The sequence below is a fragment of the Staphylococcus sp. GW821-FHT11H10 genome, assembly GCF_058807855.1.
The window spans coordinates 35,548-50,243 of record NZ_JBXARC010000001.1; the positions used below are offsets into that span (position 1 = coordinate 35,548).

Annotated in this window: 21 protein-coding genes; all 21 read left to right on the plus strand. The window is 36.5% G+C overall.

Going from position 1 to position 14,696, the window contains the following annotated elements; translation table 11 throughout:
- Positions 1-9: 9 nt before the first annotated feature.
- The 21 genes from AC1RRU_RS00255 to AC1RRU_RS00355 all read left to right on the plus strand — a co-directional run bounded on the left by AC1RRU_RS00255 (position 10) and on the right by AC1RRU_RS00355 (position 14,688).
- Positions 10-282 (plus strand): hypothetical protein, encoded by a 273-nt coding sequence (locus AC1RRU_RS00255; RefSeq protein WP_180548776.1) that lies wholly within the window; start codon positions 10-12, stop codon positions 280-282.
- Entirely contained in the window at positions 279-428 is a 150-nt protein-coding gene (locus AC1RRU_RS00260; RefSeq protein WP_493196408.1) for a DUF1381 domain-containing protein, read from the plus strand. The genes AC1RRU_RS00255 and AC1RRU_RS00260 overlap by 4 nt, the downstream gene beginning before the upstream one ends.
- Complete coding sequence (gene rinB, locus AC1RRU_RS00265; protein WP_117276924.1) at positions 421-594, plus strand: transcriptional activator RinB; 174 nt, start codon at positions 421-423, stop codon at positions 592-594. Before AC1RRU_RS00260 ends, rinB begins: the two co-directional genes overlap by 8 nt.
- Positions 595-1,017 (plus strand): hypothetical protein, encoded by a 423-nt coding sequence (locus AC1RRU_RS00270; protein ID WP_053015894.1) that lies wholly within the window; start codon positions 595-597, stop codon positions 1,015-1,017.
- A 75-nt stretch (positions 1,018-1,092) separates the two neighbouring features.
- Positions 1,093-1,494, plus strand: coding sequence for a hypothetical protein (locus AC1RRU_RS00275; RefSeq protein ID WP_070835638.1), 402 nt, complete (start codon positions 1,093-1,095; stop codon positions 1,492-1,494).
- A gap of 271 nt (positions 1,495-1,765) precedes the next feature.
- On the plus strand, positions 1,766-2,107 hold the full coding sequence (locus AC1RRU_RS00280) for a phBC6A51 family helix-turn-helix protein (RefSeq protein ID WP_195849927.1): 342 nt from the start codon (positions 1,766-1,768) through the stop codon (positions 2,105-2,107).
- Positions 2,100-3,392 (plus strand): PBSX family phage terminase large subunit, encoded by a 1,293-nt coding sequence (locus AC1RRU_RS00285; RefSeq protein ID WP_489299655.1) that lies wholly within the window; start codon positions 2,100-2,102, stop codon positions 3,390-3,392. Before AC1RRU_RS00280 ends, AC1RRU_RS00285 begins: the two co-directional genes overlap by 8 nt.
- A gap of 13 nt (positions 3,393-3,405) precedes the next feature.
- On the plus strand, positions 3,406-4,902 hold the full coding sequence (locus AC1RRU_RS00290) for a phage portal protein (protein ID WP_240557139.1): 1,497 nt from the start codon (positions 3,406-3,408) through the stop codon (positions 4,900-4,902).
- Positions 4,903-4,908: 6 nt separating this feature from the next.
- Positions 4,909-5,859: a minor capsid protein gene (locus tag AC1RRU_RS00295; RefSeq protein ID WP_493196409.1), complete on the plus strand. Its 951-nt coding sequence runs from the start codon at positions 4,909-4,911 to the stop codon at positions 5,857-5,859.
- Complete coding sequence (locus AC1RRU_RS00300; protein WP_180706534.1) at positions 5,856-6,005, plus strand: hypothetical protein; 150 nt, start codon at positions 5,856-5,858, stop codon at positions 6,003-6,005. The genes AC1RRU_RS00295 and AC1RRU_RS00300 overlap by 4 nt, the downstream gene beginning before the upstream one ends.
- 250 nt (positions 6,006-6,255) lie before the next feature.
- On the plus strand, positions 6,256-6,867 hold the full coding sequence (locus AC1RRU_RS00305) for a capsid assembly scaffolding protein Gp46 family protein (protein WP_053028456.1): 612 nt from the start codon (positions 6,256-6,258) through the stop codon (positions 6,865-6,867).
- A gap of 15 nt (positions 6,868-6,882) precedes the next feature.
- A complete protein-coding gene (locus AC1RRU_RS00310; protein WP_308902657.1) occupies positions 6,883-7,812 on the plus strand; it encodes a phage major capsid protein in 930 nt (309 codons plus the stop codon).
- A gap of 22 nt (positions 7,813-7,834) precedes the next feature.
- Complete coding sequence (locus AC1RRU_RS00315; RefSeq protein ID WP_053017344.1) at positions 7,835-8,104, plus strand: hypothetical protein; 270 nt, start codon at positions 7,835-7,837, stop codon at positions 8,102-8,104.
- 1 nt (position 8,105) lies between these two features.
- The gene (locus AC1RRU_RS00320; RefSeq protein WP_145422759.1) at positions 8,106-8,435 is read left to right on the plus strand and encodes a phage head-tail connector protein; all 330 of its coding nucleotides are present in this window, start codon (positions 8,106-8,108) and stop codon (positions 8,433-8,435) included.
- The gene (locus AC1RRU_RS00325) at positions 8,432-8,734 is read left to right on the plus strand and encodes a hypothetical protein (RefSeq protein ID WP_186309045.1); all 303 of its coding nucleotides are present in this window, start codon (positions 8,432-8,434) and stop codon (positions 8,732-8,734) included. The genes AC1RRU_RS00320 and AC1RRU_RS00325 overlap by 4 nt, the downstream gene beginning before the upstream one ends.
- Positions 8,734-9,090 (plus strand): HK97-gp10 family putative phage morphogenesis protein, encoded by a 357-nt coding sequence (locus tag AC1RRU_RS00330; RefSeq protein ID WP_053022010.1) that lies wholly within the window; start codon positions 8,734-8,736, stop codon positions 9,088-9,090. The genes AC1RRU_RS00325 and AC1RRU_RS00330 overlap by 1 nt, the downstream gene beginning before the upstream one ends.
- Before the next feature lie 10 nt (positions 9,091-9,100).
- Complete coding sequence (locus tag AC1RRU_RS00335; protein ID WP_136718900.1) at positions 9,101-9,490, plus strand: hypothetical protein; 390 nt, start codon at positions 9,101-9,103, stop codon at positions 9,488-9,490.
- A 45-nt stretch (positions 9,491-9,535) separates the two neighbouring features.
- Positions 9,536-10,081 carry a phage major tail protein, TP901-1 family gene (locus tag AC1RRU_RS00340; RefSeq protein WP_053021195.1) on the plus strand — a complete coding sequence of 182 codons (546 nt, stop codon included), beginning with the start codon at positions 9,536-9,538 and terminating at the stop codon, positions 10,079-10,081.
- 65 nt (positions 10,082-10,146) lie between these two features.
- Entirely contained in the window at positions 10,147-10,512 is a 366-nt protein-coding gene (locus AC1RRU_RS00345; RefSeq protein ID WP_053021197.1) for a tail assembly chaperone, read from the plus strand.
- A gap of 56 nt (positions 10,513-10,568) precedes the next feature.
- Complete coding sequence (locus tag AC1RRU_RS00350; protein WP_248687129.1) at positions 10,569-10,910, plus strand: hypothetical protein; 342 nt, start codon at positions 10,569-10,571, stop codon at positions 10,908-10,910.
- 4 nt (positions 10,911-10,914) lie between these two features.
- On the plus strand, positions 10,915-14,688 hold the full coding sequence (locus AC1RRU_RS00355; RefSeq protein WP_493196410.1) for a phage tail protein: 3,774 nt from the start codon (positions 10,915-10,917) through the stop codon (positions 14,686-14,688).
- Positions 14,689-14,696 lie beyond the last annotated feature (8 nt).

Below are 14,696 nucleotides of genomic sequence, written 5' to 3' on the forward strand. Positions count from 1 at the left end.
GCTTAGAAGATGAGTGTTAAAAAAGCTAGAAAGAAACCAGTAGAAATAGAATTCATGCAATTTACAGATGTTGAAAGCGCAGAGGGAATTGTGGAATGGGTAGGTGACTATAACAGTTTGTTGGTTATATCTGATAGACACAATCCTCACATTACGATTATGACACTTGAAGGTCCAATAATAGCAGATGTAAATGATTATATCATCAAAGGTGTTCATGGAGAATTCTACCCATGTAAACCTGACATATTTGAAAAGACGTACGAGGTGCTGGGGAAGTGAAACAATTCCTAATCAGAGAGTTCACAGATAGCACAGGTTATGTGCATGTCAATGTAGAACAACCTAGAGAGAATGAACGTATGACGTTGGTAGAGGCAGAGGATAAGGAAGAAGCGAAAGAGAAAGTGAGTGAACAGAATGATTAAACGCATATTAAAGATTTGGTTTACTATCGCTATGTATGAGTTAGGTAAGTATGTGACTAATGTAGTTATCGATTACTACAAATATAAGCAAGATGAGGTGGATCAGGCGCCTAAAGATTTTAATGAGTATGATCATATCCATTTGAATGATGAGGTGAGTAAGTAGATGGAATGGCCACTATTAATTGCGGTAGCGATTTTGTCTATAATGTGGGCAATATCAACGTATAAATGGGTAAGGGCAGAACAGAAATTTAAAGAGTTAAAACAGAAAAAGCTTTTGGATAAAGAGCGTATAGAGTTAGAACAACGTATAAGTTATCTAGAGAACAAAAAAACGCAAAAGGTGATTAATATGGGGAAATATATAGTTGAAGTTAATAAAGGTATATATCTAGTCGCATTAGAAAGTGATGCTTACAAACATTGGAAAGAGCATGGAACGTTAATTAATTTCGGAAGTTTTCGATTTACGAAAGATGCATTTAAGGCTACTACTTATAGAGATTTAGCAGTCGCTAAACAAAACGCAAAGTCTTGTGGCGGACGCGTATTACAACACAAACCTAATTTAGAGGTGGTTGAATGACTTGGTGGATAGTATTAATACCCATTGTGTACCTAGTATGGATATGTATAAAGAGTAAGGGGGAGCAGTAGATTAATGTATTCTAAAGAAGCGATACTAAACATGATAGATAACTACCAAATGACGTGTAAATATTTAGTTACTGTTATACCAGATTGTGATAGTAATTCGATTGCTCAATATGGTATACAAGCTACGTTACCTAAACCACAGGGGCAAAACGGTAGTAAGGTAGAAAACACTGTTATACGTCGTGAGAGAATGAGTAAACGACATGCGCAGATGTTAGCAGAAGTAGAGTTTATCAATCAGTCACAACAAAAGTTAGGGCATGTTGATTTTATATTTTTAAGTCACTTAAAAAAGGGTAGACGCAGAGATGAAATAATAAAAGATATGCCAAACTCTCGATTAAATAGAACTAACTTTTTGGCACGTAAAGATGACTTAGCAGAAAAAATATACTTGTTACAGTGACGAAAATGACATAAATGACAAAAATGACGAAAATGACAGTATTTTATAAAGTCGATAATTATTTATATAATTAACGTGTGGCTACGGAAATAGTCATAACATACTCCTTTCTATTTAGTTACGTGGGAAAGTCTTCCTAAACTTTTCAAATATTGATGCCTATCTGAGAGAACACTCAGGTAGGTTTTTTGTATGCTGATATGACATTGAAAACGTGTGATATGAGTGTATAAACGCTTTAATATTCTTTAATTTGGAGGTGATTTGAGAAGTGAACTCAAAACAATTGAAAGCAATCGCATTAATGGTGGAGGGCAACTTAAATCAAAAGCAAATTGCCGAAGAGTTAAATGTGTCCGTTCAATCTATAATAGCGTGGAAAAAGAAACCAGAATTCCAAGAGGAGTTGCTTAATGCTGAGCGTAATTTACTAAAAGGGCTGACAAGTAAAGCGATTAAGACAATGGAAGATTTATTGACTGCTAAAAGTGAGTTAGTTAGATACAACGCAGCAAGTGACATCTTAGACAGGACGGGACATAAACCTACTGACAAAGTTGAGGCAGAAGTTGTAACGCCTACCTTCGTAAGTGATGTGCCAGCCGATGACTGATAACAAAGTAAGTATCGCTAAAATTATCGGTGGTGGCTACAACAAATTCTGGCATAACAAAAACTTTTATAGAGTAGTAAAGGGTAGTCGTGGTAGTAAGAAGTCAAAAACAACTGCACTGAACTTTATATACAGATTAATGGAATATGAGTGGGCAAACTTACTTGTTGTCAGACGTTTCAGTAATACAAATAAACAATCAACATATACAGATTTAAAGTGGGCTACTAACCAGTTAGGAGTAACCCACTTATTTAAGTTTAACGATAGCTTACCAGAGATTACTTACAAACCAACTGGCCAGAAGATACTATTTCGCGGAATTGATGATCCGTTAAAGATTACATCAATCACTGTGGATAAAGGGATATTGAGTTGGTGTTGGATAGAAGAAGCATATCAAGTTGAAACCTACGATAAATTCGCAACACTTGTTGAATCTATTCGTGGTAGTGTCGATAGTCCAGACTTCTTCAAACAAATTACAGTTACATTCAACCCTTGGAGTGAACGTCATTGGCTTAAACCTACATTCTTTGATGAAGATACTAAGCTAAACAATACATTTTCATATACGACAACATTTCGAGTGAATGAATGGCTTGATGATGTCGATATTGCACGTTATGAGGACTTGTACAGAACGAACCCTAGACGTGCAAGAATTGTGTGTGATGGTGAATGGGGCGTAGCTGAGGGACTTGTATTTGATAATTTCGAAGTGAAAGAGTTTGACTGGTTGAAAGTGTTCAAACGAACACAAGAAAAAGCTCACGGAAGCGATTTCGGGTTTACTCACGATCCAACTACATTGATTAGTACCGTTGTAGACATGAAGAATAAAGAATTATGGATATATGACGAACACTATGAAAAAGGAATGCTTACCGATGAGATATATCAAATGTATGTAGATAAAGGATATAAAGATGCGCTTATTGTTGCAGATAGTGCTGAGAAACGTTTGATTGCAGAGATTAAACGTAAAGGTATTCCTAACATTAAACCGTCAATCAAAGGCCAAGGCTCAATTATGCAAGGCGTTCAGTTTATACAAGGTTTTAAGATATATGTGCATCCAACTTGTGTAAATACGATTGAAGAATTGAACACTTACACATTTGACCAAGACAAAGAAGGTAATTGGTTAAACCAACCTATCGACAGAAACAACCATTTGTTAGATGGATTACGGTATTCCCTAGAACGTTTCCATTTGCCTCATAAACAGACGAAAACAAATGTTAGGAAGAATATTAGCACAATCAAATCAATGGGCTTATAAGGAGGGATAACGCTTGTTAAAAGTAAATGAATTTGAAAGAGATGAAGAGTACCGACAACATCGAGATAAGATATACAGACGTGACGCAGTAGAAACATATCGTTATGACGGTACATTAAGCGAGATACTAGATGACTATGATTTCATCAGTGAATGTATTAGTCATCATTTAGAAGCACAAGTGCCTAGATTACAAATGCTTGATGATTACTATCAAGGACTTAACTACAACATTATGCGTAATCGTAGACGTAGAGAAAAACACTTAGCAGATAATCGTGCAGCGCATGACTTCGCATCATACATTGCAGATTTTATTAACGGTTACTGTTTCGGCCATGCGATACAAGTACAATCAGAAGATGAAAGTACACAAGAGAAGATTAACGGACTACATAACTTAAACGACATCGACACGCATAACCGTTCAATTGGATTAGACTTGTCTATCTTCGGTCGTGCTTATGAGTATGTTATTCGTAACCAAGATGATGAGGTTAGATTATACAAATCTGATCCACGCAACACATTTGTGATTTACGATAATACAATTGAACAAAATAGTTTGGTTGCGGTTAGATACTGGCAAACGTCGACAAGAGAATATGACGACACAGATATTTATAACGTGGACATCATTACACCTAATGCAACTAATTTCTTTTATGCTAATAAGTCTACTAACCTATCACTACAAGAACGTAGACCGTCAGAGCCACATTCATTCGGTAAGGTAACAATCACAGAGTTTAGCAATAATGAAAAGCGTCGTGGGGACTTTGAGAAAGTTATTCCGTTAATTGATTTATACGACAACGCTCAATCAGATACAGCTAACTACATGAGCGATTTAAACGATGCAATGTTACTTGTTGTTGGTAACATGGAACTTGATAGCAATACAGCACAGTTACAGAAAGATGCGAATGTATTTCACTTAGTCCCACCAGAATATACAACAATGGACGAGAAAACGACTGAAGGTAATGTGGACGCTAGATATATCTACAAAGAATATGATGTAAGTGGTGTTGAAGCATATAAAGACAGAATTAGTCGTAACATTCATATGTTCACGAACACACCAGATATGACTGATGAAAACTTTGGTGGCAATCAGTCAGGTGAGGCTATGAAATACAAGTTATTCGGACTAGAGCAACGTACTGCAATCAAAGAAGGTTTGTTCCGAAAAGGTTTGCGTAGACGCTACAAGTTAATCGGTCAAATCATGAGTATCAATCGTGAGTTAAATAGCGATGCTATTCAAGATTTAACATTTACATTCACACGTAATATACCTAAGTCAGTCAAAGATGAAATGGATATGTACTTACAAGCAGGTGGACAAATCAGTCAACAATCATTGATGTCGCTCGTGTCGTTCATTGATAACCCACAACAAGAGATGGAACGTATTGAAAATGAAGAAGATATTCAAATTCAAAAATCAGATGAACGTATGTACAACCAAGAGGGTATAGATAATCACATTGATAATGAGGAGTGATGATCTATGACTTATTGGGAAGATAGAGCAAAAGAAATCATTGATGAAGAAAGTAAATCAGATTATGAGATTGCTCAAGAGATACAACGTATTGTCGATGAAATGAACGCTGATATCGAAGATGAGATCAATCGTTTCTATGCAAGATATGCAATTAACGAAGGTATTTTATTTATAGAAGCTAAGAAGAAAATTGATGCAGTAGATGTTCAAATGTTCCAACAGAAAGCGAAACAATATGTTGAGAATAAAGATTTTAGCGAGAAAGCTAATGCAGAATTAAGAGCTTACAACACTAAGATGTATGTAAGTCGCGAGAAGTTACTACAAGCGCAACTAGGACTTATTGTAACTTACGCTTATGCACAGATAGAACAATCTATGTATAACTACATGGAGAGTGCTTATTACAGAGCATTAAAGCAACAAGCAGGTATCTTAGGAGAAACACTCCAAGTATCTATCAATGACGTTAAAACAATCATATTCACGCCGTTTGAAGGGCATAAATGGAGTACAAGACTTTGGTCAGATATGGACGTGGTAAGACGACACGTACAAAAGACCACACGTCATGTATTACTACGTGGCAGACACCCTTATGAGTTCATCAAAGACATGCGTAAAGATACAGGGGCAACAACTTACAATATGAAACGACTATTACTGACTGAAACTGCTAGAGTTCAAACGTTAGCGTCTAAACGTCATATGCTTGAAGAACATGGACCAGAATCTGAATATCAATTTGTAGCAAAAATGGATAGCAAGACTACGAAAACATGCAGGAGTTTGAATGATAAAACGTTTAAAGTAAAAGACATGGCGCCGGGTGTAAATGCTCCGCCTCTACATCCTTTCTGCAGAAGTACCGTCGTTCCGCACATTGATGAAAACTGGCGTGATAAGTTCTTCGAAGAACGTAAAGGTGAATATTTCGGAGGTGTGGTTAAATGACAAATGCACTCGAACGTATCGCCGACGCTTTAGAACACATTCATGTAGAACTGAAGCGTCTGAACGATACAAATCCTAGTAACCAAGCACAAGCGAAACCTAAGCAAGATAAAAAGAAATCATTTGAACCTAAAAACTTTATTTGAGGTGGTACTCATGAGAAGTCGTAACGTGAAAATGGTGATCCAATTATCTCGTTGGTAGCATACGTTAGCTACTTGACCTAAGTAAGTCATTAAACTGCTCATAAACATACTAATAACTAATTATAAGGGTTAAGAAACTTGTTTCCCTATCAAAATAAATCTAGCGCACTAATCGGGCTTAACTGACTGATTGGGGCGCTTTTTTTATGCGATAAATTCGAGAACTTAACGTTTATGAGGAGGATAAAAAATGATTAAAGATGACTTATACAAATTAAATTTACAGTTTTTTGCAGAAAACGAAGGCGATTCTGAAAACACTAACGAAAATGATAATAAAGAGTCAGAAAACGATAACGATAGCAAGCAAGAAACTTATACAAAGAATGAAGTAGACTCGGCTATCAGTAAAGCAGTAGACAGCGCATTGAAGAAACGTGAGCGTAAACACCAGCAAGACTTAGAACAAGCTCGTGAAGAAGCTAGAAAAAAGGGTGAAAGCTACGCAAAACTAACTGAAAAAGAAAAGCGTGACAAAGAAATTGAAGAACGCGAGCAAGCGTTAGCTGAAAAAGAAAAAGAGTTCAAACTACGTGAACTTAAATCTGACGTTGAGAGTGACCTTAAAGAAAAAGGTTTACCTACTTCATTTGCAGAGTCACTTATTCATTTAGAAGATGTAGAAAAGATTAATGAAGTTGTGAAAGAAATCAAAGCTGATTTTGACAATGCAGTACAAGAGCAAGTGAAAGAAGTTACTCGACAATCTACACCGAGCAATCAAAGTAGTAGTTTTGGCGGTCGTCAAACAAGCGGAAAGTCGATTCAAGAACTTGCTAATGAAAATAGAATTATAAAATAACGGAGGTATCAACCTATGGCAGATGTAAAACCACAAGTATTCAACCCAGATCATGTAATGATGCATGAACATAAGGAAGGCGAATTATTAAACGAATTCAACAAACCTATCCTTTTAGATGTATTACAAAACTCAAAAATCATGCAATTAGGTAAGTATGAAGATATGAACGGTAAATCTGAAAAAGAATTTACTTATTGGGCGGATAAACCGGGTGCTTACTGGGTAGGCGAAGGTCAAAAAATCAGAACTACTAAACCTAGCCTAGTAAGCGCTAAAATGCGTTCTCATAAATTAGGTGTAATCGTTGTTGCATCTCGTGAGTTCTTAAATTACACTTACTCACAATTCTTCGAGGCAATGAAACCACAAATTGCTGAGCAATTCTATAAGAAATTTGATGAAGCTGGCTTATTAAACGTTGATAACCCATTTGCTCAATCAGTAGAACAATCAGTAAAAACTTCAGGTAATACTGTAAATGGAGAAATCAACTTAGATAACGTATTAAAATTAGAGGATAAATTATTAGAACATGATGTAGAAGCTAATGCTTTCTTATCTAAAACACAAAACCGTACAGCTTTACGTGGTGTGCGTGACGAAAACACTAACGAAAGTTACTATGATCGTTCTTCTAATACATTAGACGGACTTCCAGTAGTTGATTTAAAATCTGATGAAATTAAAAAAGGCGACTTATACGCTGGGGACTTTAATAAAATGTTCTACGGTATTCCTTACAATATGTCTTATAAAATTTCAGAAGATGGTCAGTTGTCTACTGTACAAAATAAAGATGGTAGTCCAGTAAACTTATTCGAACAAGAATTAATTGCTTTGCGTGTAACTATGGACGTTGCATTCCACATTGCAGATGATAATGCATTTGCTAAATTAACAGCTGGTTCTGGTTCAACTGGTGGAAACACTGAAACTGTCTAATTAATCTAAGGAGGTCTAGCTCATGGCTTATTCATACGAAGTAGTACGACCGTTTGTTGATGCAGAGGATAACAAACCATATGAAATGGGCGACATTTATCCTACTGATATTACAGATGAGCGTATTACTCAATTACTACATGCCGATAACAAATACAATCAACAATATATTAAGTTAGTTGTTGATAGTAAAAATACAAAAGCAGAATTAATTGAAATTGCACATAAACATGGTATTGAAGTATCTGAAAAAGATACAAAAGCAGACATCTTAGACACATTGGAGGGATAATATGGCGACATTAGAGAATGTTAAGCTATTACTCTCTATTAACGATAATGTTCAAGATGACCTACTAAAAAGAATAATAGATAACACTGAAAAGCGTTTGATTAGTTTACTTCCTATCGGTATTGGTGAAGTTCCAGATAGATTGGAATACATCGTAGAAGAAGTAGCGGTCAAGCGCTTTAATCGTGTTGGCGCAGAAGGTATGACGCAGGAAAGTGTAGATGGGCGTTCTAATACGTTTCAAGCAAACGACTTTGACGAATATATGGACGTAATAGATCAATATACGCCGCGAAACTCAGATAAACGTGGGGCAGGTATTTTCTATTGAGATATAACAAGAGAGTCGTGTTTGCTAAAGAGACGAAAGGACAGTACAACCCTAAAACAAGCCGAACTGAAACATACGAAAAGCGCTACGATGCAATACCATGTAATATCAGTCCGCTAAGTCCTAGTAAGACGGTTGTGCAATACGGAGACATCAACAAAGATATTAATGTTATACGTTTAAACGGTCGTTTTGAGCCTACTGTGACGCATGCTTATATCAAAGGTACTAAGTATCAGATAACTAAACGAATTAACTATGAACACGATACAGTGTTCTATATCGAGGAGGTTAAGTAATGCGTTTCGGTGGTGGCGATTTAGACGACTTAATCAGAGATTTTGACCGAATGAACAATACTATTGATGACAATGTAGATGAAGTGTTGCACGAGAATGCGGTGAAATTTAGTACAGACACAGTTAAAACTGCTAAAGAAGTAATGAACAAAGGTTATTGGACTGGTAACTTAGCAAGAATGGTTGAAGATGCTAAAGAAGGACATCTTAAGTATGGTATCACTTCTAAAGCTGGTTATAGCGGTTTTATAGAATTCGGGACCAGATACATGGAACCAGAAACGTTCATGTTCCCGGTCTACCAAAAGTTCACTAAAAAAGTCAGAGCAGACCTCGAAAGATTAATTAACGGTTAGGAGGTATGCGATGCGTCAATCAGTGAATTTACAATTGTTCAATTATCTTTATACAAAGTTTGAAGAACTTGGCGTGCCTATCATTCGCACAAGCGAACTTAATCAAGCATTACCTTATCCCTTCATCGCTATTCAATCTATTAGAGATGATATACACCGTTTAACTTTTGACAGTTACAGTGGTAGTCCTACTGCAATTATCCATATTTGGTGTACAGAAGATGATAAAGGTAAGAATGATGAGTTATACATTCGAGTTCAATCTATCCTACTAGATGAGATAGAACTTGACGGATATACATTGACACTCCCTCAAATCAGTGTGAATGAAAGTACAGAACAAGACACTAATCAAACGTTGTCACATACAACCATAAGTGTAGAGTACGCAAGCCACTAAACAGGCTTGCTTTTTTAATACAAAAATTTAGGAGGTATTTAACCTATGCCAACAAAACAAGGTACTGATGAATTAGTTTTAATTCGTAAAGTCGGCGACAAAAAAGACGCTAACAAAGTAATGTTAGTTACTGAATTAGAACGTGAAACTGAAAAAGACAGAGATACAGAAGCTACATTTGATGGTTCTGTAAACTCTGGTGGTACATTAGAATCTACTGTAACAATCAATTGCTACATGGACCAAAAAGACACGTTATGCGATGAAATCGAGGACGCAACAGAAGATGATACGCCATACGAGTTATGGGTTATCAATAAACGTGTAAGAAATGAAGATGGTAAATATAAAGCTGAATATAGACAAGGCTACTGGAATAGTATCACTCGTACTAATGAAGCAGACGGTATTGCTGAATTTGAAACAGAGTTTGGCGTTTATCTTAAAAAACAACGTGGTTATGCTACATTACCGCAAGCAATCGAAGCAAACAAAGCTGCTTATGGCTTCCACGATACTATTGCAGCTGATCCAGCAGACGACGGTTTGGCTGAAAGTATTCCACAACCAACAGAAGCTGAAACTGTATAAACATGAGGGGAATATCCCCTCTTTTTTATTTGCGCAAATAAAAAAATAAGTGAGGTATTTAATTTATGCACATTAAATTTAAAGATAAAGAATTAGAATTATCATTCGGATTAGGTTTCTTAAACAAAATTGATAAAGAGTTAGGATTAGAAGTAGAACAAATGACAATCGGTCAAGGTTTAAATATGTTAGTACCTAACCTACAAAACGGAAATATTGTTGCATTATCTAAAGTGATTAAATCAGCAACTGCTCATCATAAAAAGAAACCACAAACTGATGAAGAATTAGAGACAGTTTTAGAAGATATCGCAGAAAACGAAGGTATTGATACTTTTAGTGAACAAATCATCGAAGAATTGGGAAAGAGACCTTTAACCCAAAACCTAGTGCCAGACGAATACAAACAAGACAAGAAAAGCAAGAAGTAAATGATGATGTATTAACGTTTGATAAAGTCGTCATTATCTGTATGAGTAAATTAAAAATGTACGACTTAACCAAAATAGAGATGATGACGTTAAGAGAATTTAATTATCGCATGTGGTCGTTGGAATACGAACAACTTGATAAAGATATGGAAATGTACAAACTCGCTTTTGCTATACGTGACGCTCAAGCAGAGCAGAAAAAACGTGGTGGCAAAAAAGGAGAAACAGAGTATCGTTTTAGAAGTGCTAACGACATTATGGACTACGAAGAAAATGTCAAACGTTTAAACAGAGGAGAGCCGTTAAAATTTGGCTCTGATTCTAAACGTGATACCAATGCACCTACCGACTTACTCAAATTAATTGCAAGTCATAACAATTCTTTAAGAAAGGAGTGATAACGTGGCAGAGGCGAATTATAGTATTAAAGCACAGATTGAGGCGAACACACGTAAGTTTAAAAGTGCTATTCAATCGGCTAAGAAAGTGGCTCAAAGCTTCAAGAAAACGCAAGAGTCAATTAAAGATACTAAATTAGATGGCGACTCATCAGGCGTAATGAAAGCAGTTAAAGCAGCAAAAGATGCAGTGAAAGGCTTTGATAATACTCATGCAGATGCTGAACTAGATGCAGATATTTCTGATGTAAGAGAAAAAGTCGCACAAGCTAAGTCGTTGGTTGAAAAGTTCGATACTTATCGTGGCGATGCAGAATTAGATGCCGATGTATCTAAAGCTACTGCAAATATTAAGAAAATACAGAATTATTTAGATATGTATGATAATTCAAATGCAGAAGCAGACGCTGATGTAAACATTAGAAAAGCTATTACGCATATTTCTGAATTGCAACATAACCTAGATAGTATCGATGGTAGCAAGTATTCAGCAACATTAGATGCAGATGCAACTAGAGCAAGAGAACATATTAAAATGGCTAAGAAACAGCTAAATGACTTCGCTCATCAAAAGGCTAAAGCTAATCTTGAAGTTGATAGCGCTGGGGCTATTGCTCACATAAAAGCGTTCAAAGCTATGCTACGTTCTATTCCTAACCGACATCGTACTCGGCTTGATGTAGATGGGAATTCAGCAATGGCTTTCTTTAAACAACTACACAAAGGTTTAGAAGATTATAGTAATTCATTAGATAGCTTAGCGAATGACATCAGATCATTCGGAACTGTCTTCGGTAATATGATTAAAGGCTCGTTACTTTCTAATATTTCGTTACTCGTTCCGGCAATCGCAAGCGTAGTTCCTGCATTAATGGCAGTATTGAATGCATTAGGCGTAGTTGCTGGTGGTGCGCTAGGTGTAGCTGGTGCGTTTGGTGTAGCTGGTGCAGGTGCAATGGCATTCGGCGCTATGGGTATTAGTGCTTTAAAAATGTTGTCTGACGGTACATTAGAAGCGACTAGAGAAACTGAACGTTATCAAGCATCATTAGATAGCTTAAAGAGTGCGTGGGCTGGACTTATTCAACAAAATCAAGCACAAATATTTAATACATTAGCAAACGCTATTGATACTGCTAAAGTTGCGTTAGCTGGACTTACACCATTTATCAATGGCGTATCTAAAGGAATGGAACAAGCAAGTGCTAAAATGCTTGATTGGGCTAAAAACTCACAAGTAGCACAAAAATTCTTCGAGATGATGGGAACGACTGGTGTAAGGATATTTAACAATATGTTAGATGCTGCTGGCTCATTTGGTAGTGGCTTAGTTAGTGTGCTTACACAAATTGCACCATTAGCCGAGTGGGTATCACAAGGCTTCAAGAAAATGGGACAAGCATTTAATGAGTGGGCGCAATCTGTTGAAGGTCAAAATGCGATTAAGTCATTCATTGAATATACTAAACAGAATTTGCCATTAATTGGTCAGATATTCGGCTCAACGTTTAAAGGTATCTTTAACTTAATGAAAGCATTTGCTCCTAACACTCATTTAGTATTACAAGGTTTAGCAGATATGGCTAAGCAATTCGAACAATGGAGTTCGACAATTGCCGAAAGTGATGGATTTAAGAAATTTATAGAATACGTTCAAGAGAACGGTCCTAAACTCATTCAATTATTAGGTAATATCATTCGTATTCTTATTAATGTCGGTGTAGCTATGGCTCCATTAGCATCAGTAGTTTTAGATGTGGCGTTAGCTATAACTGAATTTATAGGAAAGCTAACAGAAGCTAATCCTATTATTGGTATGATTATAGGAATTGTAGCAACGTTAGCTGGAATATTAATGGCATTAGCGCCAGCGTTCATATTTGTAAATCAAGTGATAATTCCTCTTATTTCAACGTTTGGTGGTTTAAGTGGAATAGTTAGTATCGTTATGGGCGTTATAGAAGGTTTAGGCGGTGTACTTGCAGCGTTATCCGGTCCGGTAGGTATAGTAATAGCAGCGGTTGTAGCAGTAATTGCTGTATTCGTTGCTTTGTGGAACTCATCTGAAGTAGTTAGAGATGCTGTTAAAAATGCGTGGGACGCTATCTCAAGCGCAGTTGGAAATGCAGTGAAAGCAGTTATTAACTTCTTTAAAGATTTACTAGGGCAAATGGATTACGTTAAAGGTGCTGTTGACTCGTTAGGTTCAATGTGGGACGGCTTCGTTACTATTGTTGAAGGTGCTATTAAGTTGCTATCACCTTTATTTGAGTCAACGTTTAACGCGATAGTAAACACTGTAAAAATAGCTTGGGAAATTATTAAAGCGGTTATTACAGTAGCGATGCATGTGATAGTAGGTACAATCACTGTTTTACTTCAAATTTTGACTGGCGATTGGCAAGGTGCATGGCAAACACTCCAACAAGTGGGACAAGCGATTTGGGACGCTATTGTTCAAGCTGCAATTAATATTTTTAATATTTTAAAAGATGTATTAACTCAATCGTGGCAAGCAACAGTTGATATGTTCTCAGCTATATTCGGTCCATTGGCAGAAATCGCATCAAACATATGGAATACGATTGTACAAACTGTTTTAACAGTAGTTGTTCAATTAGGTGTATTCCTAATGAATTTATGGACTTCTATTGTTACAACTGCACAAACAATCTGGACGACTTTAGTCACAGTGGCTTCCACAATTTGGCAAATGATTGTTACTACAATCGTTACGGTAGTCCAAACATTAGGTGTGTTCTTATCAACTATATGGCAAACCATTGTTACAGTAGCTCAAACTTTCTGGACGTTGCTTGTTACAGTTGCTCAAACAATTTGGACTACATTAGTTACTGTAATTACAACAGTGGTTCAAAGTATAGTAAGTTTCGTTCAAGCTGGTTGGAGTTTACTTTTATCAGTAACAAGTACAATTATGTCTGCGATTTCTGCATTCATAAGTGCTATTTGGTCAGCTATTGTTAGTATTATCACTTCGATTGTATCAAGCATCATTTCGTTCGTATCAAGTGGTTGGTCGTCGCTAATGAGTGTCACTTCATCAATCATGAGTGCCATTTCTAGCTTGATTTCAAGCATTTGGTCATCAATCGTTAGTTTTATTACTAATGCAGTATCAAGAGCGGTTAGCTTTGTATCAAGTGGTTTTTCTAACATGCTTAGCGCAGTTGGTTCTGCAATGTCCGGAATTGTAAATTCTGTCATTTCAGGAATGTCTAATGTGGTTAGTTCAGTAACGTCGGGTGTATCAAATGCAGTAAGTGCTGCGCGTAGTTTTATCGGTCATATGGTTTCTGTTGGTCGTGATTTAATCATGGGACTTATTAACGGTATTAAAGCAATGGCAGGACAAGTTGCATCTGCTGCAAAAAATGTAGTAATGGGTGCAGTTAATGCTGCTAAAAGCGCGTTGCATATCGGTTCACCTTCAAAATTATTCAAACAATACGGTGTATGGACTATGGAAGGTTTAGGCATCGGAATTAATAAAGAAGGTAAAAACGTTGTATCTGGTATGGGTAGCATGGCTAACTCAATCACAGACGCATTTAACAGCAACTTAGCAATTCCAGATATTACAAGTAACATGAAGAAAGTAAACGCTAATATGAACGCTCAAGTACAACATACGCATACTATTCAAACAAATCCGTCACAGCGTGTTGTTCGCATCGAAATGGACGTGAACAACGAAGCATTAGCGACGATTGTGAATGGTCAAACTGCAAATGACGATACGGTATTTTCATTCTAAGGAGGTCG

Excerpts from the sequence above, each read along its gene's own strand:
- AC1RRU_RS00345 (WP_053021197.1), top strand. The coding sequence starts at position 10,147 with ATGCACATTAAATTTAAAGATAAAGAATTAGAATTATCATTCGGATTA.
- AC1RRU_RS00340 (WP_053021195.1), top strand. The coding sequence starts at position 9,536 with ATGCCAACAAAACAAGGTACTGATGAATTAGTTTTAATTCGTAAAGTC.
- AC1RRU_RS00335 (WP_136718900.1), top strand. The coding sequence starts at position 9,101 with ATGCGTCAATCAGTGAATTTACAATTGTTCAATTATCTTTATACAAAG.
- rinB (WP_117276924.1), top strand. The coding sequence starts at position 421 with ATGATTAAACGCATATTAAAGATTTGGTTTACTATCGCTATGTATGAG.
- AC1RRU_RS00320 (WP_145422759.1), top strand. The coding sequence starts at position 8,106 with ATGGCGACATTAGAGAATGTTAAGCTATTACTCTCTATTAACGATAAT.
- AC1RRU_RS00310 (WP_308902657.1), top strand. The coding sequence starts at position 6,883 with ATGGCAGATGTAAAACCACAAGTATTCAACCCAGATCATGTAATGATG.
- AC1RRU_RS00330 (WP_053022010.1), top strand. The coding sequence starts at position 8,734 with ATGCGTTTCGGTGGTGGCGATTTAGACGACTTAATCAGAGATTTTGAC.
- AC1RRU_RS00275 (WP_070835638.1), top strand. The coding sequence starts at position 1,093 with ATGTATTCTAAAGAAGCGATACTAAACATGATAGATAACTACCAAATG.
- AC1RRU_RS00285 (WP_489299655.1), top strand. The coding sequence starts at position 2,100 with ATGACTGATAACAAAGTAAGTATCGCTAAAATTATCGGTGGTGGCTAC.
- AC1RRU_RS00350 (WP_248687129.1), top strand. The coding sequence starts at position 10,569 with ATGTACGACTTAACCAAAATAGAGATGATGACGTTAAGAGAATTTAAT.
- AC1RRU_RS00295 (WP_493196409.1), top strand. The coding sequence starts at position 4,909 with ATGACTTATTGGGAAGATAGAGCAAAAGAAATCATTGATGAAGAAAGT.
- AC1RRU_RS00315 (WP_053017344.1), top strand. The coding sequence starts at position 7,835 with ATGGCTTATTCATACGAAGTAGTACGACCGTTTGTTGATGCAGAGGAT.
- AC1RRU_RS00305 (WP_053028456.1), top strand. The coding sequence starts at position 6,256 with ATGATTAAAGATGACTTATACAAATTAAATTTACAGTTTTTTGCAGAA.
- AC1RRU_RS00255 (WP_180548776.1), top strand. The coding sequence starts at position 10 with ATGAGTGTTAAAAAAGCTAGAAAGAAACCAGTAGAAATAGAATTCATG.
- AC1RRU_RS00270 (WP_053015894.1), top strand. The coding sequence starts at position 595 with ATGGAATGGCCACTATTAATTGCGGTAGCGATTTTGTCTATAATGTGG.
- AC1RRU_RS00300 (WP_180706534.1), top strand. The coding sequence starts at position 5,856 with ATGACAAATGCACTCGAACGTATCGCCGACGCTTTAGAACACATTCAT.